This window comes from Streptomyces sp. NPDC001709 (assembly GCF_053596375.1).
Window position 1 is genome coordinate 107,900 of the sequence record NZ_JBSFGB010000029.1, and the last position, 19,064, is coordinate 126,963.

General features: G+C 70.1%; 17 protein-coding genes and 3 pseudogenes. 10 read left to right on the forward strand and 10 right to left on the reverse strand.

Features of this window, described 5'->3' with window-relative positions; translation table 11 throughout:
• Window positions 1-22: 22 nt before the first annotated feature.
• Entirely contained in the window at window positions 23-979 is a 957-nt protein-coding gene (locus ACWC0C_RS34060; RefSeq protein ID WP_449200954.1) for a hypothetical protein, read from the reverse strand.
• Window positions 980-1,085: 106 nt separating this feature from the next.
• Complete coding sequence (locus ACWC0C_RS34065) at window positions 1,086-1,547, reverse strand: hypothetical protein (protein ID WP_450867991.1); 462 nt, start codon at window positions 1,545-1,547, stop codon at window positions 1,086-1,088.
• Window positions 1,548-1,611: 64 nt separating this feature from the next.
• On the opposite strand from ACWC0C_RS34065, the gene ACWC0C_RS34070 reads away from it, so the two are divergent.
• Entirely contained in the window at window positions 1,612-2,283 is a 672-nt protein-coding gene (locus tag ACWC0C_RS34070; protein ID WP_450867992.1) for an alpha/beta fold hydrolase, read from the forward strand.
• A 2-nt stretch (window positions 2,284-2,285) separates the two neighbouring features.
• Here the strand turns inward: ACWC0C_RS34070 and ACWC0C_RS34075 are convergent, their stop codons facing one another.
• Window positions 2,286-3,449: an ABC transporter substrate-binding protein gene (locus tag ACWC0C_RS34075; protein WP_450868005.1), complete on the reverse strand. Its 1,164-nt coding sequence runs from the start codon at window positions 3,447-3,449 to the stop codon at window positions 2,286-2,288.
• Between the two features lie 186 nt (window positions 3,450-3,635).
• Window positions 3,636-5,072, reverse strand: a complete 1,437-nt coding sequence (locus ACWC0C_RS34080; RefSeq protein WP_449200951.1) for a gamma-aminobutyraldehyde dehydrogenase — start codon at window positions 5,070-5,072, stop codon at window positions 3,636-3,638.
• A 170-nt stretch (window positions 5,073-5,242) separates the two neighbouring features.
• Here ACWC0C_RS34080 and ACWC0C_RS34085 point away from each other — a divergent pair, with 170 nt between their 5' ends.
• The 7 genes and pseudogenes from ACWC0C_RS34085 (at window position 5,243) to ACWC0C_RS34115 (ending at window position 11,391) form a co-directional block, all read left to right on the forward strand.
• Window positions 5,243-5,761, forward strand: a complete 519-nt coding sequence (locus ACWC0C_RS34085; RefSeq protein ID WP_360095292.1) for an Lrp/AsnC family transcriptional regulator — start codon at window positions 5,243-5,245, stop codon at window positions 5,759-5,761.
• Window positions 5,762-5,780: 19 nt separating this feature from the next.
• Window positions 5,781-7,145, forward strand: coding sequence for an aspartate aminotransferase family protein (locus tag ACWC0C_RS34090; RefSeq protein WP_450867994.1), 1,365 nt, complete (start codon window positions 5,781-5,783; stop codon window positions 7,143-7,145).
• Between the two features lie 206 nt (window positions 7,146-7,351).
• Window positions 7,352-8,092 (forward strand): ABC transporter ATP-binding protein, encoded by a 741-nt coding sequence (locus tag ACWC0C_RS34095; RefSeq protein WP_449200949.1) that lies wholly within the window; start codon window positions 7,352-7,354, stop codon window positions 8,090-8,092.
• Window positions 8,074-8,727 (forward strand): annotated as a pseudogene (locus ACWC0C_RS34100) (hypothetical protein); the annotation flags it as partial. The gene ACWC0C_RS34095 and the pseudogene ACWC0C_RS34100, both read left to right, overlap by 19 nt.
• 540 nt (window positions 8,728-9,267) lie before the next feature.
• Window positions 9,268-9,975: pseudogene (locus ACWC0C_RS34105) on the forward strand (hypothetical protein); the annotation flags it as partial.
• Window positions 9,976-10,095: 120 nt separating this feature from the next.
• Window positions 10,096-10,503: a VOC family protein gene (locus tag ACWC0C_RS34110; RefSeq protein ID WP_449200947.1), complete on the forward strand. Its 408-nt coding sequence runs from the start codon at window positions 10,096-10,098 to the stop codon at window positions 10,501-10,503.
• A 204-nt stretch (window positions 10,504-10,707) separates the two neighbouring features.
• Window positions 10,708-11,391, forward strand: a complete 684-nt coding sequence (locus tag ACWC0C_RS34115) for an LAETG motif-containing sortase-dependent surface protein (protein WP_449200946.1) — start codon at window positions 10,708-10,710, stop codon at window positions 11,389-11,391.
• An 81-nt stretch (window positions 11,392-11,472) separates the two neighbouring features.
• On the opposite strand, the gene ACWC0C_RS34120 is transcribed toward ACWC0C_RS34115, so the two are convergent.
• The 5 genes from ACWC0C_RS34120 to rlmN form a co-directional block, all read right to left on the reverse strand.
• A complete protein-coding gene (locus ACWC0C_RS34120) occupies window positions 11,473-12,270 on the reverse strand; it encodes a maleylpyruvate isomerase family mycothiol-dependent enzyme (RefSeq protein WP_449200945.1) in 798 nt (265 codons plus the stop codon).
• Between the two features lie 25 nt (window positions 12,271-12,295).
• On the reverse strand, window positions 12,296-13,315 hold the full coding sequence (locus tag ACWC0C_RS34125) for an ABC transporter ATP-binding protein (RefSeq protein ID WP_450867997.1): 1,020 nt from the start codon (window positions 13,313-13,315) through the stop codon (window positions 12,296-12,298).
• A gap of 58 nt (window positions 13,316-13,373) precedes the next feature.
• On the reverse strand, window positions 13,374-14,975 hold the full coding sequence (locus ACWC0C_RS34130; RefSeq protein ID WP_450867998.1) for an ABC transporter permease: 1,602 nt from the start codon (window positions 14,973-14,975) through the stop codon (window positions 13,374-13,376).
• 44 nt (window positions 14,976-15,019) lie between these two features.
• Window positions 15,020-16,096, reverse strand: coding sequence for a thiamine ABC transporter substrate-binding protein (locus ACWC0C_RS34135; RefSeq protein WP_450868000.1), 1,077 nt, complete (start codon window positions 16,094-16,096; stop codon window positions 15,020-15,022).
• Window positions 16,097-16,327: 231 nt separating this feature from the next.
• Entirely contained in the window at window positions 16,328-17,434 is a 1,107-nt protein-coding gene (gene rlmN, locus ACWC0C_RS34140) for a 23S rRNA (adenine(2503)-C(2))-methyltransferase RlmN (RefSeq protein WP_449200941.1), read from the reverse strand.
• A 203-nt stretch (window positions 17,435-17,637) separates the two neighbouring features.
• Between rlmN and ACWC0C_RS34145 the strand changes: the two genes are divergently transcribed.
• Window positions 17,638-17,868 (forward strand): hypothetical protein, encoded by a 231-nt coding sequence (locus ACWC0C_RS34145; protein WP_449200940.1) that lies wholly within the window; start codon window positions 17,638-17,640, stop codon window positions 17,866-17,868.
• Between the two features lie 167 nt (window positions 17,869-18,035).
• On the opposite strand, the pseudogene ACWC0C_RS34150 reads toward ACWC0C_RS34145, so the two are convergent.
• Window positions 18,036-18,176 (reverse strand): annotated as a pseudogene (locus tag ACWC0C_RS34150) (YdcF family protein); the annotation flags it as partial.
• 333 nt (window positions 18,177-18,509) lie between these two features.
• Here ACWC0C_RS34150 and ACWC0C_RS34155 point away from each other — a divergent pair.
• Complete coding sequence (locus ACWC0C_RS34155) at window positions 18,510-19,043, forward strand: hypothetical protein (protein ID WP_450868002.1); 534 nt, start codon at window positions 18,510-18,512, stop codon at window positions 19,041-19,043.
• Window positions 19,044-19,064: the final 21 nt, after the last annotated feature.

Consider the following 19,064-nt stretch of genomic DNA (forward strand, 5'->3'; position numbering starts at 1 on the left):
CCCCTTGGCCGGAACACGGCGCTCACCTGCGGTACGGGTTCTCCGCGCGCAGCGCCTTGTCGATGATGTCGCCGACATCAGGGTCGGTGTAGCTCGGTGGGAGTGGCAGGCCGAGCCGGTCGAGCAGGCGTCTGACCTCGTCGACGGTCGGCTCGTCGGCGAGCGCGACGGCTTCGCGCAGGTCGAGCTTGACGGCCTGTTCCCGGCTCTGGTGCAACTCGGTGACGTAGTAGTCGTAGAGCGGCCGGTCGCGCTCCACGTAGAGGCTGACCCGGCTGGGGTCGTCCTGGGTGATGATCAGGCAGGTGTCGGAGAGGTCGAAGCGCAGCGCCGGTGCGACCGAGGACAGGTGGATGTCGACCTCCAGGGTGTCCAGCCGCTGCCGGTACCAGCTCGCGGCGACGACGGTGGCGTACGCCTCCTTGCGGGTGCGCTCGACGGTCCACGCGGCGGAGTCCGCGCCGGGGCCGAAGGTGCTGCGGAAGCGGGCATAGGCGGCGCACACGTGGTCGTCGGCGGGGTTGATGATGTCGATCTTCATGCTGAGGGAGCGGCGCTGCCGCTGTGCCTCCAGCACGCATTCGGGCAGCGTGACGGCCCGCAGATAGGTGCCGGTGCCGCCCTTGAACACCCAGCGGGTGGTGGCCCGGCGGGCCCGCTCGTGCGCCAGCGCGACCTCGGCCCCGGAGAGCGTGCGCACCATGGCCAGGTCCTCGATGGCCCGGCCGGTCCCCGCGGTCGCGGCCCGGATGTCGGCCATCCGCCGGCGGCGCTCGGTGAGCGAGCCGTACACGAGCGCGGCGAGGACGAGCAGGGTGGCGCCGGAGACGATGTTGCCGCCCATTTTGTCGTTCAGGACGTCCATGACCCCGACGACCAGCGCGACGGTGATGGCGACGATCCCGTCCATGTTCCGGACCGCCCAGGCGATCCCGTCCTCCAGCCGGCGCCCGGCTCCTCGCGGCGTACTGTTCGCCATGTCCACCCTCCCCCGACGGTGGCTTCCATCGTAGGAGGAAGGGGAGTTGGTCAGCCACGCGGCAAATCAGCCGTACCGGGCGAGCGGACCGCGCCACCGGAGGCCCTCACGGCAGATCGTCGCGCCCCAGCCACGCCGGCTTGACCGGCACACCGTCGGCGTACCGCTCGACCTGCTCGGTCTGTTCGAGCCGCTCGGGCTGCTCCTCCGGCTCATGCGGCTCATGCGGCTCGCTCGGCGGTTCCACCGGCTCCGGGACTTCCTGGACGACGGGCGCGGCCGAGTCCTCCAGCAGCTCGGCCACCGTGAACCGGGTGGCGAACGACTGCCACGCCCCGTCCACGACGAGGAGGAACCCGTCGCCGTCCCGAAGGAGCCGACGGCGCCTGGGACTTCTGGGGTGCTCGGGCGAGAAGCTCCGGGCCCGCCGCTCCAGCTCCGCGAGCGCCTCGGCGCGAGAGCCGGAGATGTGCGCCAGCACAGCGGCCTCGATGTGCTTGCGGTCACCGGCACTCACAGTCGTCTCGACGACCAGGCCCCATATCGCCATGTTCTCCGCCCTGTTCATGCGCCCATGACTGTCTACGGTAGCCAAGCTGGTCGGGCGTCCGTGAGGCTGGCATCTTGTGATCATGGGGACGCATACGAGGGAGGCCGGCGACGCGGAGCGTCCGGCGCTGATTCTGGTGCACGGTGCCGGGCAGGGCGGCCGGATGTGGCGGCGTCAGCTGGGCGCGCTGTCCGACGCCTTTCACGTCGTCGCCCCGGATCTGCCCGGATTCGGCGGCACACCGGGCCCGTTCAGCATGACCGCCGCCGTCGGATCCGTCACCGAGATCGCCCGGCGGCTACGACCGGCTCACCTGTGCGGCCACTCCCTCGGGGCGATCGTGGCGGCGCGGGTCGCGGCCGAGAACCCCGGCCTCGTCGACCGGTTGATTCTGTGCGGTGGGCCGGAGATCGCGCCGGGCAGGACGTCACCGCGGCGGCTCCGGATCGAACGGCGCCGTCCCGGCCTGCTCGTCCGCGCGGTCTCCGACCTGCCCGGTCGCACCGGGTGGATCGAGGTGCTGGACGCCCTGCGGACGAGCGACCTCTCCCCGGTGCTGCCACGGATCACCGCGCCCACCCTCGTGCTGTGCGGAAAACGGGACCGCACCGCCCTGCCGGACGCCCGACGGTCCGCGGCGGCCATCCCCGGAGCCCACCTGTCCGTGGTCCCACACACCGGGCATCTCCTGCCCATGACGGCACCGCATGCGTTCAACGCCATCGCCCGGGGATTCCTTGCCCCCGAGGTGTGACCTCACAACCCCACGATCTTGTTCCACCGCTTCGCGAACTCCACCCGCTCCGTGGACGTGATGTCCCGGGCGATCGCGAGGCGCGCCCGCATCCCGGAGTCCGGGAAGATGAGGGGGTTGTCGGCCAGGGCTGCCGTGTCCTTGTCCTTCGAGGACGCCAGGACCTCCTTGGCGGCCGGGACCGGGCAGACGTAGTTGACCCAGGCGGCGAGCTCGGCGGCGACCTCGGGGTCGTAGTAGTAGTCGATCAGGCGCTCGGCGTTGGCCTTGTGGCGGGCCCGGTTGGGGATCATCAGGGAGTCCGACCACAGCTCGGCGCCCTCCTCGGGCACGACGAAGCGGATGTCGGGGTTGTCGGCCTGGAGCTGGATGACGTCGCCGGAGTAGGCCTGGCAGGCGAGGACGTCTCCGCTGACCAGGTCCTTGGTGTAGTCGTTGCCGGTGAAGCGGCGGATCTGGCCGCGGTGGACCTCGCGTTCGACCGTGTCGCAGACGTTGTGGAAGTCGTCGGCCGTCCATGCGGCGATGTCCACGCCGTTGCCCTGCATGAGGAGGGCGAAGGATTCGTCCAGGCCGGAGAGGAGCGTCACCCGTCCCTTGAGGTCGCTCGACCACAAGTCCTTGACGTGGCGGATCTCGCGGCCCAGCTTCCTGCGGTTGTAGGCGATGCCGGTGATGCCCGACTGCCAGGGCACGGTGAAGCGGCGGCCCTTGTCGAAGGCCGGTGAACGCAGCAGCGGGTCGAGGTACTTGGCCACGTTCGGCTGCCGGGCGCGGTCCATCCGCTGGACCCAGCCCAGCCGGACGAACCGGGCGCACATCCAGTCGCTGATGACGATCACATCGCGGCCGGTGGACTGATGGTTCATCAGCGCGGGGCTGATCTTGCCGAAGAACTCGTCGTTGTCGTTGATCTCCTCGACATAGTCGACGGATATCCCGGTGCGCTTCTCGAACGCCTCCAGCGTGGGGCGCCGGTTCGGGTTGTGGTCGTCGGTGTCGATGTACAACGGCCAGTTCGCCCAGGTCAGCTTCTTGTCGGCCGCGGACTCGTCGGCGACGGCCCGGTCGCCGGGCGCGACATAGGCGGCGGGCACCCCGCAGCCGGCCAGGGCGCCGAGCGCGGCAGTGCCGCCGAGGGCTCGCAGGAGGGAACGGCGGGACATCGCGGTCGTACGAGAAGAAGTCTGGGGCACCTGGGAAGGATGTCGTGCCGGGCGTCGAAGCGGCAATCGACGCTGCGTCGAGCATGATCCGGGGTGCCCGACACCTTGTCGATCCGCAGGGGGAACGGCGCGGCCCCCGGACGGGAGGGAAACCCGTCCGGGGGCCGCGTATGTCACGCCGCCGGCTCAGCCGAGGGACGTCATCACGTGCTTGATCCGCGTGTAGTCCTCGAAGCCGTACGCCGAAAGGTCCTTGCCGTAACCGGACTTCTTGAAGCCACCGTGCGGCATCTCCGCGACCAGCGGAATGTGCGTGTTGATCCACACGCAGCCGAAGTCCAGCCGCTTGGACATCCGCATCGCGCGGGCGTGGTCCTTGGTCCACACCGAGGAGGCGAGGGCGTACTCGACGCCGTTGGCCCACTCGACGGCCTGGTCCTCGTCCGAGAAGGACTGGACGGTGATGACCGGGCCGAAGACCTCGTTCTGGATGATCTCGTCGTCCTGCTTGAGGCCGGAGACGACGGTCGGGGCGTAGAAGTAGCCCTTGTCGCCGACCGGCTGGCCGCCCGCCTCGACCTTGGCGTGCGCGGGCAGGCGCTCGATGAAGCCGGTGACCTGCTTGAGCTGGTTCGGGTTGTTGAGCGGGCCGAAGAGCACGTCCTCGTCGTCCGGCTGGCCCGTCTTCGTCTCGGCCGCGGCCTTGGCGAGCGCGGCCACGAACTCGTCGTGGATGGACTCCTGGACGAGGACGCGGGTCGCGGCCGTACAGTCCTGGCCGGCGTTGAAGAAGCCCGCCACGGAGATGTCCTCGACGGCCTTGGCGATGTCGGTGTCCTCGAAGACGACGACCGGGGCCTTGCCGCCCAGCTCCAGGTGGACCCGCTTGAGGTCCTTGGAGGCGGACTCGGCCACCGACATGCCGGCGCGGACCGAGCCGGTGATGGAGGCCATCGCCGGGATGTCGTGCTCGACCATCGCGCGGCCGGTGTCACGGTCGCCGCAGATGACGTTGAAGACACCCTTGGGCAGGATCGAGCCGATGATGTCGGCGATCAGGACGGTGGAGGCGGGGGTGGTGTCCGACGGCTTCAGGACCACCGTGTTGCCCGCGGCGATGGCCGGGGCGAACTTCCACACCGCCATCATCATCGGGTAGTTCCACGGCGCCACCTGGGCGCAGACCCCGACCGGCTCGCGGCGGATGATCGAGGTCATCCCCTCCATGTACTCACCGGCCGAGCGGCCCTCCAGCAGTCGCGCCGCGCCCGCGAAGAAGCGGATCTGGTCGACCATCGGCGGGATCTCCTCGGAGCGGGTGAGCCCGACCGGCTTGCCCGTGTTCTCCACCTCGGCCGCGATCAGTTCCTCGGCCCGCTCCTCGAACGCGTCCGCGATCTTGAGCAGGGCCTTCTGGCGCTCGGCGGGGGTGGTGTCGCGCCAGGCGGGGAAGGCGCGGGCGGCGGCCTCCATGGCGGCGTCCACGTCCGCCTGCCCGGACAGCGGCGCGGTCGCGTACGCCTCGCCCGTCGCGGGGTTGACCACCTGGGTGGTTCGTCCGTCGGCGGCGTCCCGGAACTCACCGTCGATGTAGTTGCGCAGACGACGCAGCTCGGTGCTCACTGCCGGCCTCCTGATCTGGTTCGACCTGTCCAATCACTGAGACACCCACCCTAGTCGCCAAGCCCACGTTTTCAACACCCCCACCGGCATCAGTTCTGCGAAATCCGCAAGACTTGATCCCGCAAACAACGAATTTCATCGATTAGGGCTTGCGGAACTGTCGAGACCTCGTGCACAGTGAGGTCGTGGCCAGTCGAAGCGCAGACCAGAGGGACTCCTCCCGCGAGTCCAGGAACGGCACCCCCCAGCTGGATGCCGTCTCCCTCGCCATCATTCAGCAGCTCCAGGAGGACGGCCGCCGGCCGTACGCCGCGATCGGCAAGGCCGTGGGCCTCTCCGAGGCGGCCGTGCGCCAGCGCGTCCAGAAGCTGCTGGACCAGGGCGTGATGCAGATCGTCGCCGTCACGGACCCGCTCACCGTGGGCTTCCGCCGGCAGGCGATGGTCGGGATCAACGTCGAGGGCGATGTCGAGTCGATCGCGGACGCGCTGACCGGCATGTCGGAAGTCGAGTACGTGGTGATGACCGCGGGCTCGTTCGACATCCTCGCCGAGATCGTCTGCGAGGACGACGACCACCTGCTGGACGTCATCAACAAACGCATCCGGTCCCTGCCCGGAGTGCGCTCCACCGAAAGCTTCGTCTACCTGAAGCTGAAGAAGCAGACCTACATGTGGGGAACCCGATAACCGTGAGGACCCGATAACCGTGAGCTCCAAGGACCTCAGCCGCACCGCGTACGACCACCTGTGGATGCACTTCACCCGCATGTCCTCGTACGAGAACTCCCCCGTCCCGACCATCGTGCGGGGTGAGGGCACCTACATCTACGACGACAAGGGCAAGCGCTACCTCGACGGTCTCGCGGGTCTGTTCGTGGTCCAGGCCGGTCACGGCCGCACGGAACTCGCCGAGACCGCCTTCAAGCAGGCCCAGGAGCTCGCCTTCTTCCCGGTGTGGTCCTACGCCCACCCCAAGGCCGTCGAGCTGGCCGAGCGCCTCGCCGACTACGCCCCGGGCGACCTGAACAAGGTCTTCTTCACCACCGGCGGCGGCGAGGCCGTCGAGACCGCCTGGAAGCTGGCCAAGCAGTACTTCAAGCTGCAGGGCAAGCCGACCAAGTACAAGGTCATCTCGCGTGCGGTCGCCTACCACGGCACCCCGCAGGGCGCCCTGTCCATCACGGGTCTGCCCGGCCTGAAGGCGCCGTTCGAGCCGCTCGTCCCGGGCGCGCACAAGGTGCCGAACACCAACATCTACCGCGCCCCGATCTTCGGCGACGACCCCGAGGCCTTCGGCCGCTGGGCCGCCGACCAGATCGAGCAGCAGATCCTCTTCGAGGGCCCGGACACCGTCGCCGCGGTCTTCCTGGAGCCGGTGCAGAACGCCGGCGGCTGCTTCCCGCCGCCGCCCGGCTACTTCCAGCGCGTGCGCGAGATCTGCGACAAGTACGACGTCCTGCTCGTGTCGGACGAGGTCATCTGCGCCTTCGGCCGCCTCGGCACCATGTTCGCCTGCGACAAGTTCGGCTACGTCCCGGACATGATCACCTGCGCCAAGGGCATGACCTCGGGCTACTCCCCGATCGGCGCCTGCATCATCTCCGACAAGCTCGCCGAGCCGTTCTACAAGGGCGACAACACCTTCCTGCACGGCTACACCTTCGGCGGCCACCCGGTCTCCGCGGCGGTGGGTCTCGCCAACCTCGACCTGTTCGAGCGCGAGAACCTCAACCAGCACGTGCTGGACAACGAGGGCGCCTTCCTGCAGACCCTGCAGAAGCTGCACGACCTGCCGATCGTCGGCGACGTCCGCGGCAACGGCTTCTTCTACGGCATCGAGCTGGTGAAGGACAAGAACACCAAGGAGTCCTTCAACGACGAGGAGACCGAGCGCGTCCTGTACGGCTTCCTCTCCAAGGCGCTGTACGACAACGGCCTGTACTGCCGTGCCGACGACCGCGGCGACCCGGTCGTCCAGCTCGCCCCGCCGCTGATCTCCAACCAGGAGACCTTCGACGAGATCGAGCAGATCCTGCGCGCGACGCTGACGGAGGCGTGGACGAAGCTCTGAGCCCGATGAGCCCGATGCGTCCGATCAGCTGATCAACACCGGCCCCGCTGCCGCCCGTTCGAGTGAGAACGGCGGCACGGGGCCGTGTGCTGTCCGGCCCTCAGGTAACGGCTGCCTAGCGTTCCAGTGACCGATCGGCCGAGCCATCGTTCCCCCGCACGAGGGAACAGGCACGGGAAAACGGATCAGAACCGAGGTGTACGCCCATGGAGGCCCCGCCGGACAACGACGTGCTCTGGGCACGCTCCTTGCACTTCAGGCACCCCGACGGTTCCCCGGGGCTCGCCGGGGTCTCGCTCGGCGTGCGCGAGGGCGAGATCGTCGCCGTCACCGGCCCGCGCGGCAGCGGCAAGACGACCTTGCTGCACTGCCTGTCCGGCCTGGTGCCGGTGATCCACGGCGAGGTCTGGTTCAACAGCGTCCCCATGCACACCCTGGGCCCGGTGGCCCGCGAGCGGCTGCGCCGGGACCGCTTCTGCTGGATCGACACCACCCCGGTCCTGATCCCCGAGCTGAACGCCTGGGAGAACGTCGCACTCCCCCTGATGCTGCGCGGCACCACCCGCCGCAGGGCCAAGGTCGCGGCGATGGAGTGGCTGGAACGGCTCGACGTCGGCGACCGGGCCCGCTACCGCCCGCACGGGCTCCAGCAGGCCGAACGCCAGCGCGTCGCGATCGCCCGGGCGCTGGCCCCCACCCCCACGGTCCTCTTCGCCGACGAGCCGACGGCGCCGCTGCACCGCGCCGACCGCACCCAGGTGCTGCGGACGCTCACCTCGGCCGCCCGCTCGCACGGCATCACCGTCGTCCTCGCCACCCACGACTCCGACGCCGCCGCCCTCGCCGACCGCGCCATGGGGCTGCTGGACGGCCGGCGCGTCCACACCCTGCATCTGCCGGACGCTCCCGAGACGGAAGGCCGGGCCGCGTGGTCGCTCTCCGTCTGAGCCGCGCGGGCCGACCCGCCGTCCAGCTGCGCCGCCTGCTGGTGGCCGCGGCCTCGGCCGGCACCGGATTCCTCCTGTTGTCCTGCTTCGGCTACGCCCTCAACCACCCGGAACAGGCGGACGCCGCCGCACTGCGCCTCGCCTGGTGCGTGGTGCCGCTCGCCGCCACGGTGTACTTCGCGCTCGCCGTCGCCCGCACCGACCGCGGCACCCGGCCGCGCCCCGCGCTGTCCACCGTAGGCCTGGGCCCGGGCCGCCTCATGGCGATCTCCGCCCTCACCACGGCCCTGTCCTGCACCCTGGGCTCGATGCTCGCCCTGCTGGTCTTCCTCCATCTGCGCGGCGACCTCGCGCGCATGCCCTTCAAGGGCGCCGCGGCGGACTTCCTGGCGGCCGGCCAGCCCCTGCCCATCCCGGCGACCCTGACGCTGCTGGCCCTGGTCCCGGCCATCGCCTCGACAACGGTGGCCCTGACCCTGCGCCCCAAAGACCCCCGCCCCGCCACCCCGCTCCTGCGCAAGTACGGCCGCTTCGGGGCGTACGGCCACTCGGTGGCCCGGGAGACGTTCGGCACGTACGGGAGATTCGGGGCACGACTGGGCCGCGGACCGAAGGGCAACCGTGCCGCTGAGGAGGCCGAAGGCGGCGGGCGGGAGAGCCGACACTCCGGGTTCGGCGGTGCCGCCGGGGGGCCGGCCGGGAAGGCCGACGACGGCGAGCGGGCAAGCCGTCAGTCCGGCGGCGGTCGAGCCACTGCCGGACCGGCCGGCGAAGCCGACGAGGGCGTGCCGGAGAGCCGCCGGCCCGCCGGCACCCATGCCACCGACGAACCGGTCGGCAAAGCCGACGACGGCGAGGCAGAGAACCACCAGACCGCGGGCAGCCGAGCCACCGACGGACCGGCCAGGCAAGCCGACGACGGCGAGGCGGAGAGCCTCCAGGCCGACGGCAGCCGAGCCACCGACGGACCGGCCGGGCAAGCCGAACACGGCCAGCCGGAGAACCTCCAGCCCACAGGCAGCCGAGCCACCGACGAATCGGCCAGGCAAGCCGAACACGGCGAGCCGGAGAGGCTCCAGGCCTCGGGCAGCCGTGCCGATGGGGTGGCTGCCGCTCCCGGGCCGAAGCAAGGCGGCACCTCGTCAGCGCCGGGCAGCGCGACCAACCCCGAGCCCCCAGCCCCAGGTACCGGACCCACCCCCGAGACCCCGACCCCGGGCACCGCGCCCGCCCCGGAGCCCCCGACACAGAGCACCGCTCCCACTCCCGAGCCCCCAACCCCGGACGCCGACTGGACCGACGTCACCCCGCGGCCTCCCAAAGACGCCCCCGTCGGCCTCCCCTGGGGCATCGCCCTCCTCGCCACCGGCCTCGCGGTACAGGCGTACGCCGAGAGGTCGACCCTCGCCGTACTGGCCGGCTGGCTCCTCACCGCGACCGGGCTCGTCCTCGCCGCCCCCGGCCTCACCCACCTGTGCGGCAAGCTCCTCCAGTGCACCCGCCCCGGCGCCCTCCGCCTCCTCGCCGGCCGGGTCCTCATGGCGGAAGCCACCCGCATCGGCCGTCCCCTGGGCGTCGTCTGCGCGGTCGCGTCGGCCGGCTATGCCATGACCACGCTGTACACCGGCTCCGCCCCGGCGTTCGGCCCGCTGACCACCCTCGGCGCGCTGCTCGTCACCGGCTGCACGCTCGCCACCCTGCTCACCGCGGCCGTGGAGACCCGCCAGTGCCGGGCCGAGACGACCGCCGCGCTGCTCCGTCTCGGCGCCCGGGCCGCGATGCTGCGCGCGGCCGCGGCCCTGCGCGCGGCGGCCCTGCTGGCGTTGTTCGGCCCGCTCACCCTCGTCGTCGCCGCCCTGGCGGCCCTCCCCGTGGACCGCTGAGCGGCCCGTCGCGCACCTCCGCGAAAAAAGTTCTCCGGCGGCCGATGAGTTCTCCCGGGGCCCCCGGTCTACCCACCGAACACACCGACCCCAGCACGAACCCCTCCGGGAGAGACCCACATGTACCAGCAGATGATCTTCGTGAACCTGCCCGTGAACGACCTCGACGCCTCGAAGAAGTTCTTCACGGAGCTCGGCTACACGATCAACCCGCAGTTCAGCGACGAGAACGCCGCCTCCGTGGTGATCAGCGACACCATCGTCGCGATGCTGCTCACCAAGCCGTTCTACGCGACCTTCACCAAGAAGGAGATCGCCGACGCGACCACGACCAGCGAGGTGCTGGTCTGTCTGAGCGCCGAGAGCCGCGAGAAGGTCGACGAGCTGGTCGACAAGGCGATCACGGCGGGCGGCACGCCGAGCGGCCAGACCCAGGACCACGGCTTCATGTACGGCCGCGCCTTCGACGACCTCGACGGCCACACCTGGGAGATCATGTGGATGGACCCGGCCGCGGTCCAGGGCTGACCCCACACCGCCCAAACGTCGCCAAACGTCCTGGTGGTTAATAAGAAGGTAAAGCCAACGGCCGTCTACGGCATATGCATTGACACTGCTTACGGAGCGCTTATAGACCTGTGAGCCTCTTGGGGGTGCTGAGGCGCTCACCTCATCCCGTGCCTCAACGCCCCCATAACCCCCCGCAGTTATGCACTCTGTAAAGGACAAACGTTGTCCATAACTCACCGTGGCGTACGCCGTTCCGTGCGCGCTCTGGGTGTTGTCTCCGCTTCCGCCGCTGTCGTGCTGGGAGCGTCCAGCTCCGCGCTCGCGTGCACCATCCAGGACTTCAAGGCCGAAGCCAAGTGCGACGGCAACAAGGGCGTCATCGTCGTCACCGACACCGACCGCTTCGGCACCCCCGCCACCATCACCGTGTTCCTCGAGAACGCGGGCGGGGTCGAGAAGCAGATCGGCCAGCAGGAGGTCAAGGGCTCGGCCGGGGGTACTTCGATCAGCTTCCAGGAGAACTGGAAGGCGAAAGCGACCTACCGCGTCCACGTCAAGGCGAGCACCCTCGTCGACCTGGACATCACGCCCAACCTCGACACCCCGGCCGTAGGCTGCAAGACCGGCACCCCGACGCCTTCGGCCCCCGCGAAGCCGAAGCCGAAGCCGTCGAAGTCCGCCCCGGCCGAGTCGGCGACCCCGACTCCGTCGGCCTCCACCTCCGCCCCGGCGAGCGCCGCACCGAGCAACGCGCCGTCCCCGGCGGTCGGTGACTCCAACCTCGCCGAGACCGGTGCCAACTCCAACACCGGCCTGATCGCCGGCATCGCGGGCGCGCTGGTCGTCGTCGGTGGCGGCGCGGTCTACTTCGGCATGCGCCGTCGTGGGGCGCGCGACAACGGCTGACGCCTCGCCTTCCGCACACCGATTTCCGTACACCACCGCGGCCTGTCCCCCTATCCCCAGGGGACGGGCCGCGGTCGTGCGTCAGCCGAAGGTGGCCCGCTCCAGCCAGAACTCCAGCACCTCGCGCTCACCGAGAACCTCCAGGCCGGGGCTGTCCAGTGGCAGCCGGCGGTAGAAGGCCAGCAGCACCGAGGTGAGCGGGCCGCGCAGGGCGACCGTGGCCTTCTCGTGGCCGCGCCGCCAGCTGACGCCGTCCTCGCCCAGTTCGACGAGCCACTCGGCGTTCAGGTCCGGGGCGGCGTCGGTGGCATGCAGATGGATGGTGCGGCCGGGTCCGCGCAGCTCTTTGGCCGCCCGGTGCGGGATGTTCCGCTGCACCCACTCCACCAACTGCAGCCACTCGTCCACCGCGTCGGCGGCGACATCGGGCGCCACCTCGTAGGGCAGCCCGGCCGCGAGCGCCGCGTCGGCGCGGTGCACGGTGATCTCGTGGGTCATCCGGCGTGCCCAGAACCCGGCGTTCAGCACCCCGGCCCAGCCCCACACCGCGGTGTCCGGCCCGGCCTCGCGCAGTGCGCCGACGACCAGTTCCCCGGTCTCGGCGAGCCACTTGTCCAGTGCGGCCGCGTCACCCCGCTCCTCGGGCCCCTTACAGAGCGGAATCCGCTCCCAGGGGATGTTCTCCTGCGCCCGGCCGCGCACCAGGGCGTCCACCCAGCGCAGGGCGCCACCCATATGCCGTACGAGGTCCTCCAGCGACCACTCCGGGCAGGTCGGCACGGTCACGGACAGATCGGCGCCGGAGGTGACCACGGCCCTCAACTGCTCGACCTGATGGGCGATTTCGTCGCAGTAGCGCTCATGCGCGAGCAATGTCATGCAGCCCACCCTAGGGGCGGAACGATCATTCCAGCACGACGGTTTCGGCCGCGTCGAACTCCACGCCGACCGGCGCACCGACCTCCGGCGCGTCCCGCAGCGCACAGGCCGCCTCCAGGCGCGGCCCGTCCGCGGGCTGCAGCCGGACGGCCACATGGGTGCCCTTGAAGGTGCGGGCGGTCACCGTGCAGGGCAGTCCGGCGTCGGCGGCCACAAGCCGTACCCCGGCGGGCCGGACCAGCAGGGTGCGGGCGCCCTGCGGTGAGCCGTCGGGCACCGGCAGCTTGCCCCAGGGACTGTCGGCGGCCGTACCGACGACGGTCGCCGGGACCACGTTGTCGAAGCCGAGGAATCGGGCCACGAACGCGTCGGCGGGCCGCTGCCAGACCTCCAGGGGGGTGCCGGACTGCGCGATCCGCCCGTCCCGCATCACCACCACCCGGTCGGCCAGCGCGAACGCCTCGCCCTGGTCGTGGGTCACGGCGAGCACGGTCGTACCCAACCGGCCGAACAACTCCCGCAGTTCGACCACCAGGCGTTCCCTGAGCGAGCGGTCGAGCTGGCCGAGCGGCTCGTCCAGCATGAGCAGCCGGGGCCGGGGCGCGAGCGCGCGGGCGAGGGCCACCCGCTGCTGCTCACCGCCGGACAGGGAGGCCACGGCGCGCCGGGCGGCCCCCGGCAGGCCGACCAGCTCCAGCAACTGCCCGGCCTCGGTGTCCCGTTCGCCCTTGGCGACGCCGTGCATGCGCAGTCCGAAGGCCACGTTCGCGCCGACGTCCCGCTGCGGGAAGAGCTGGTGGTCCTGGAACATCAGGCCCACGCCCCGCTTGTGCGCGGGTACGCCGGTCTGGTCGCGGCCGTCCAGCAGCACCCGTCCGCCGGACAGGGGCTGGAGTCCGGCGACCGCCCGCAGCAGGGTCGACTTTCCGCTGCCGCTGGGCCCGAGCACGCACACCACCTCGTGCTCGGCGACGTCGAGGCCGACCGCGTCGAGCACGGTCCGCCCGCCGAACCGCACGGTCGCCTCATCAAGGCTCAGCAGCATGCGGTACTCCCCTGTCCGGCCGGCGGCATCAGAAACTCTCCCGTCCCGGTGAGCGGCATCAGAACTCTCCCGTCCGGTCGGTGCGCAGCCGCTCCAGGATCAGCAGCGCGGCGGCGCACACCACCATCAGAATGGTCGAAAGGGCCATCGCCTGACCGTAGTTGAGGTCTCCGGGGCGGCTGAGGAGCCGGGCCACGGCGACCGGGAGCGTGGGGTTGTCGGGCCGGGCGATGAACACGGTCGCCCCGAACTCGCCGAGCGAGACGGCGAACGCGAACCCGGCCGCGACCAGCAGCGCCCGCCGCACCAGCGGCAGATCCACCTCCCGCCACACCCGCCACGGCGAGGCCCCGAGCACGGCGGCGGCCTCCCGCAGCCGTGCGTCCACCGCGCGCAGCACGGGCAGCATGGTCCGTACGACGAAGGGGGCGCCGACCAGCGCCTGTGCGAGCGGGACGAGGAGCCAGGACTGTCTGAGGTCCAGCGGCGGCTTGTCGAGAGCGATCAGGAAGCCGAAGCCGACGGTCACGGCGGAGACGCCGAGCGGCAGCATCAGCAGCGCGTCGAAGCCCCGCACCAGCCGTCCGGCGTCCCGGCGGGCCAGCGCGGCGGCGGCGAGACCTCCGATCACCACGGCGATGCCGGTGGCGGCGACGGCGTACTGGAGAGAGGTCCACACCGCGTGGACCGGCGCCACCAGGAACGTACCCCCGTCGGCGTTCGTCAGCGCCCGGTAGTAGCCGAAGCCGGGCGCGTCCAGGGAACGGCGGACGAGGACGGCGAGCGGCAGGACGAGGAGCAGGGCGACGGTGGCGAGGACACCGGCGAGCAGGGCCCACTGCCCGGCGCCGCGCGGGCGGCGGGCGGTCGCCTTCGGGTCGACGAGCCGCAGGGCGGTCTCCCGGCGACGTACCGTCCAGGCGTGCACGACCAGGATGGCGCCGACGGTGACGAACTGGACGAGGGTGAGGACTGCGGCCGTGGAGAGGTCGAAGACCTCGGAGGTCTGCCGGTAGATCTCCACTTCGAGGGTGGAGAAGGTGGGGCCGCCGAGGATCTGCACGACGCCGAAGGAGGTGAAGGTGAACAGGAACACCATCAGCGCGGCGGCGGCCACGGCGGGTGCGAGCGCCGGCAGGGTCACCTTCCGCCAGGCGCCGAGCGGCGAGGCGCCCAGCATCCGGGCGGCCTCCTCCTGCCGGGGGTCGAGCTGGGACCACAGCCCGCCGACGGTCCGTACGACGACCGCGTAGTTGAAGAAGACGTGGGCCAGCAGGATCGCCCACACCGTGGTGTCCAGCCGTACGCCCCACAGCCGGTCCAGCAGCCCGCCGTGCCCGACCAGTGCCAGGAAGGCACTTCCCGCGACGACCGTCGGCAGCACGAACGGGACGGTGACGACGGCCCGCAGCACCTGCTTGCCCGGGAAGTCGAGGCGGGCGAAGGCGTAGGCGGCGGGCAGCGCGAGCAGCAGGGTGAGCGCGGTGGAGGCGAGCGCCTGCCAGGTCGTGAACCACAGCACGTGCCGGATGTCGGGCTGGGTGAGCACGTCCGCGAGCCGCCCGAACCGCCAGGCGCCGTCCACCTTCAGCCCGCGCGCGACGATCGCCGCCACGGGCCAGGCGAAGAACACGGCGAAGAACGCGACGGGCAGGGCCATCAGCCCGAGCCGCGCCGCGCTCCCCGCGCGGTCCTTTCGAGGGCCTACTTCAGTACGAGCGAGGTCCACGACTTGACCCACTGGTCACGGTTGGCGGCGATCTTGCCGGGGGCCACGGTCTCGGGGTGCTGGGCTGCCTTGCCGTACTCGGTGAACTCGGCGGGGACCTTGGCGCCCTGCAGCACCGGGTAGACGAACATGTTCAGCGGCATGTCCTCCTGGAACTCCTTGGAGACCAGGAAGTCGATGAACGCCTTGGCGCCCTTGGGGTTCTTGGCGTTGCCGAGCAGCCCGGCGAACTCGATCTGCCGGAAGCAGGTGCCGTAGGACACCCCGGTCGGGGCGGTGCTGGGCCGCTTCTTGGCGTAGATGACCTCGGCGGGCGGGGAGGAGGCGTACGACACGACGAGCGGCCGGTCGCCACCCGCCTTCCTGCCCTCGGACGAGCCGGAGAACTCCTGGTAGTAGGCCTGCTCCCAGCCGTCGACGACCTTGACGCCGTTGGCCTTGAGCTTCTTCCAGTAGTCCTGCCAGCCGTTGTCGCCGAACCGGGCGGCGCTGCCGAGCAGGAAGCCGAGGCCCGGCGAGGAGGTGGCGGCGTTCTCGGTGACGAGGAGGTTCTTGTACTCGGGCTTGGCGAGGTCGGCGAAGGACTGCGGCGGGGTCAGCTGGTGCGCGCTGAAGTAGGCCTTGTCGTAGTTGACGCAGATGTCGCCGTAGTCGACGGGCGTGACCCGGTGCTTGTCCTGGTCGAGCTGGTAGGCGGCGCCGGCCTTGTCGAGGCCCTTGGCCGTGTACGGCTGGAAGAGGCCGTTGTCGAGGGCGCGGGACAGCAGGGTGTTGTCGACGCCGAAGAAGACGTCGCCCTGCGGGTTGTCCTTGGTCAGGATCGCCTTGTTGACGGCCTGCCCGGCGTCGCCGTCCTTGAGGACCCGCACCTTGTAGCCGGACTTCCTCTCGAAGTCCCGGAGCACGTTCTTGGACACGGCCCACGAGTCGTGGCTGACGAGGGTCACGGTCTTGGAGTCCGCGGACGACTTGGTGCCGCCGCCGGATCCGCACGCGGACAGCGTGATCAGGCCGAGCCCGACCGCCACGGCCACGAAGGTCTTGTTCTGCACTGGATGTCCTCCTGGGGTTGGCCAGGAAGAGACGCGGCCCTGCCCGGGCGTCTCACGAGGAGAACCCGGGCAGGGCGCAACAGCTTGAGTGATGACCGAACTCCCTACCCAGAATGACCTGGGCGAGGTTCAGAGGGTCTGCGGCCCTGTCCGCCGCACTCTCAGCGCTGTGGCGCTCCCCTGTCGGAATATGAAGGTGTCTGGATATGAAGATATGTGGACCGGGCCAGATTACCGCTCGGTGGCCGCGAGCTGACCACAGGCTCCGTCGATCTCCTGACCACGGGTGTCCCGGATGGTGACGGGCACGCCGTGCGCGGCGATGGCCTCGACGAAGGCCTTCTCGTCCTCGGGCCGCGAGGCGGTCCACTTCGACCCCGGCGTCGGGTTCAGCGGAATCAGATTGACGTGCACGGGCTTGCCCTTGAGCAGCCGCCCGAGCCGGTCACCGCGCCAGGCCTGGTCGTTGATGTCGCGGATGAGCGCGTACTCGATGCTGAGCCGACGCCCGCTCTTCTCGACGTACTCGAACCCGGCGTCGAGCACCTCGCGCACCTTCCACCGTGTGTTCACGGGGACGAGAGTGTCGCGCAGCTCGTCGTCGGGGGCGTGCAGGGAGATCGCGAGCCGGCACTTGAAGCCCTCGTCGGCGAACCGGTGGATGGCCGGCACGAGCCCGACGGTGGACACGGTGATCCCGCGCTGCGACAGCCCCAGCCCGTCCGGAGCGGGATCGGTGAGCGCCCGAATGGCACCCACGACCCGGTTGTAGTTGGCGAGCGGCTCGCCCATGCCCATGAAGACGATGTTGGAGAGGCGCGCGGGCCCACCGGGAACCTCGCCGTCCCGCAGCGCCCGCATGCCGTCGACAATCTGATGGACGATCTCGGCGGTGGACAGATTCCGGTCGAGCCCGGCCTGTCCGGTGGCGCAGAACGGGCAGTTCATCCCACACCCGGCCTGCGAGCTGATGCACATGGTGACCCGGTCCGGATACCGCATCAGCACGGACTCGACGAGCGTCCCGTCGAACAGCCGCCACAGCGTCTTGCGGGTCGTCCCCTCGTCGGTCGACAGATGCCGTACGACGGTCATCAGCTCCGGAAACAGCGCCTCGCGCAGCTTGTCCCGGGACCCGGCGGGGATGTCGGTCCACTGCTCCGGGTCGTGCGCGTACCGCGCGAAGTAGTGCTGCGAGAGCTGCTTGGCACGGAACGGCTTCTCCCCGATCTCGGCCACCGCGTCCTTGCGCTCGGCGGGCGTGAGATCGGCGAGATGCCGCGGCGGCTTCTTGGCTCCGCGCGGGGCGACGAAAGTGAGTTCTCCGGGCTTAGGCATGGCTGTACCAGTGTCGCAGATCCAAATGGGTGACCTGGGGCTGCCGCTCGCCACGACTGTCGTTAGGAGACGTCAGCGGTCGCTGCTGAGCGGCTGGCCCGCTGGTCCCCGCTGTTTCCCGTTGGCGCTCGCTGGTACGGGCACGCGGGGGACATACCCATGGGGAGCCGTGTCCGGTGATCGTCATGGTCGTTGGAGCGAGCATGCGAAAGATCATCATGACCGCCACGCTGGCCGTGGCTGCCATCGCCCTGGCAACTCCTGCCCATGCGGACAACAAGTCGACCCCGTTCACCAACTGGACCTTCTCGCCGGCCTCCGTCTGCGGGCTGGAAGGGGCGGAGGTGTCGGCGCTGCCCATTCTGACCGACTTCGTCCCCATCCACTCCAACAGCTGCTCGAACGGCAACGTGCTCGAGCACCCGACGATCTAGGCCGGACGATCCCTACGCCGTCGACCCACACACCGTGGAGCAGGCGTGGTTCATGGCGTCCAGGTGGAGCGCGCCACTGTACGAACGACCTGGACGCCATGGGCCGCGTCTGCTCGGCTCCGCCTGGGGCGATGGCGTGCGGGGTGGGAGCACCCCGCGCCCGCCGGCGTCATCGGACTGGACGCACTGACGATCTCGACTTCGGGCCACAGCTTGCGCGCGGTGGCGTAGGCCCGCCTCTCCTCGTACGGCTTGCTGGCCTCTTCCAGCAGCTCTCGGGAGAAGCGGATGTTCTCGTGGGGCTGCCGGTCGTAGCGGGCCGCACCGACAGCCGTCTCCTACGTGCGGGGGGATGCTCTGTGGGTGATGCTGGGCTCATGACCCGATACCGCGCGATCGCATTCCGCCGTCCCTGATGGGTGGTCGAAGGGGCGTCCAGCCCGCGCGTGAAGCAGGCGGTGCCGATGAACGAACGTCCCGACCAGTCGGGTGATCGGCCTGGGCAACCGCGGGACACCTCGGCTGCGCCTTGGCATAAGGGGCGCGGGAGCCGTCCGCCGAGCGGCCCTCCACATGGCCCCACCTACGGGCTCCCGGATTCTGCTCCACCTCCGCGACGCCCATGGTGGCGCACGCCTCGCGTGGTCGTCGGTCTTGCCATTGCAGTCGCGGTCGTCGCGGTCGCTGTGGTGCTTGCCGTTGTTCTCCGCGGCGGCAAAGGCGAGAAAGTGCCGCGCGTCAGCTCGTCTCCCTCGGCTCTGCAATCCGCGAAACGTGTCGCGCTGACGCCCCCGGACTGGGGCTCTGGATTTGTGCAGGACATCCCTTACGAAAGCGATGATTTGAGCACGTATTTTCTCGACAGCGGTTGCAAAAGCGTGCAGGAGCCGCTGGTCAATGCCCTTGCGGAAGTGCAGCGAAACGTGAGGACGTCGGACCAGACCGTATACGCCTACTCCACGGTCACTGTTTACAGCTCGCCCACCTTCGCTCAGGCGGACGCCGCCCGAATTCGACAGGATACCCAGCGGTGCCCGAAACAGACCGACACTGCGAGTAAAGCACGGTGGGAAAACGTTCACGAGGCCGCCGTTCCACCATTGAGCTTCTTCGAGTTGGCCGCCGATCAGGTGACGGTCCACGAAGCGCAACGAGCGAGGCCCCCGAGCTGTTGATCGAGATGTCTGACGTCTCAA

Excerpts from the sequence above, each read along its gene's own strand:
- ACWC0C_RS34060 (WP_449200954.1), bottom strand. The coding sequence starts at position 979 with ATGGCGAACAGTACGCCGCGAGGAGCCGGGCGCCGGCTGGAGGACGGG.
- ACWC0C_RS34145 (WP_449200940.1), top strand. The coding sequence starts at position 17,638 with ATGCGAAAGATCATCATGACCGCCACGCTGGCCGTGGCTGCCATCGCC.
- ACWC0C_RS34070 (WP_450867992.1), top strand. The coding sequence starts at position 1,612 with ATGGGGACGCATACGAGGGAGGCCGGCGACGCGGAGCGTCCGGCGCTG.
- ACWC0C_RS34110 (WP_449200947.1), top strand. The coding sequence starts at position 10,096 with ATGTACCAGCAGATGATCTTCGTGAACCTGCCCGTGAACGACCTCGAC.
- ACWC0C_RS34130 (WP_450867998.1), bottom strand. The coding sequence starts at position 14,975 with ATGGCCCTGCCCGTCGCGTTCTTCGCCGTGTTCTTCGCCTGGCCCGTG.
- ACWC0C_RS34120 (WP_449200945.1), bottom strand. The coding sequence starts at position 12,270 with ATGACATTGCTCGCGCATGAGCGCTACTGCGACGAAATCGCCCATCAG.
- ACWC0C_RS34075 (WP_450868005.1), bottom strand. The coding sequence starts at position 3,449 with ATGTCCCGCCGTTCCCTCCTGCGAGCCCTCGGCGGCACTGCCGCGCTC.
- ACWC0C_RS34095 (WP_449200949.1), top strand. The coding sequence starts at position 7,352 with ATGGAGGCCCCGCCGGACAACGACGTGCTCTGGGCACGCTCCTTGCAC.
- ACWC0C_RS34065 (WP_450867991.1), bottom strand. The coding sequence starts at position 1,547 with ATGAACAGGGCGGAGAACATGGCGATATGGGGCCTGGTCGTCGAGACG.
- ACWC0C_RS34125 (WP_450867997.1), bottom strand. The coding sequence starts at position 13,315 with ATGCTGCTGAGCCTTGATGAGGCGACCGTGCGGTTCGGCGGGCGGACC.
- rlmN (WP_449200941.1), bottom strand. The coding sequence starts at position 17,434 with ATGCCTAAGCCCGGAGAACTCACTTTCGTCGCCCCGCGCGGAGCCAAG.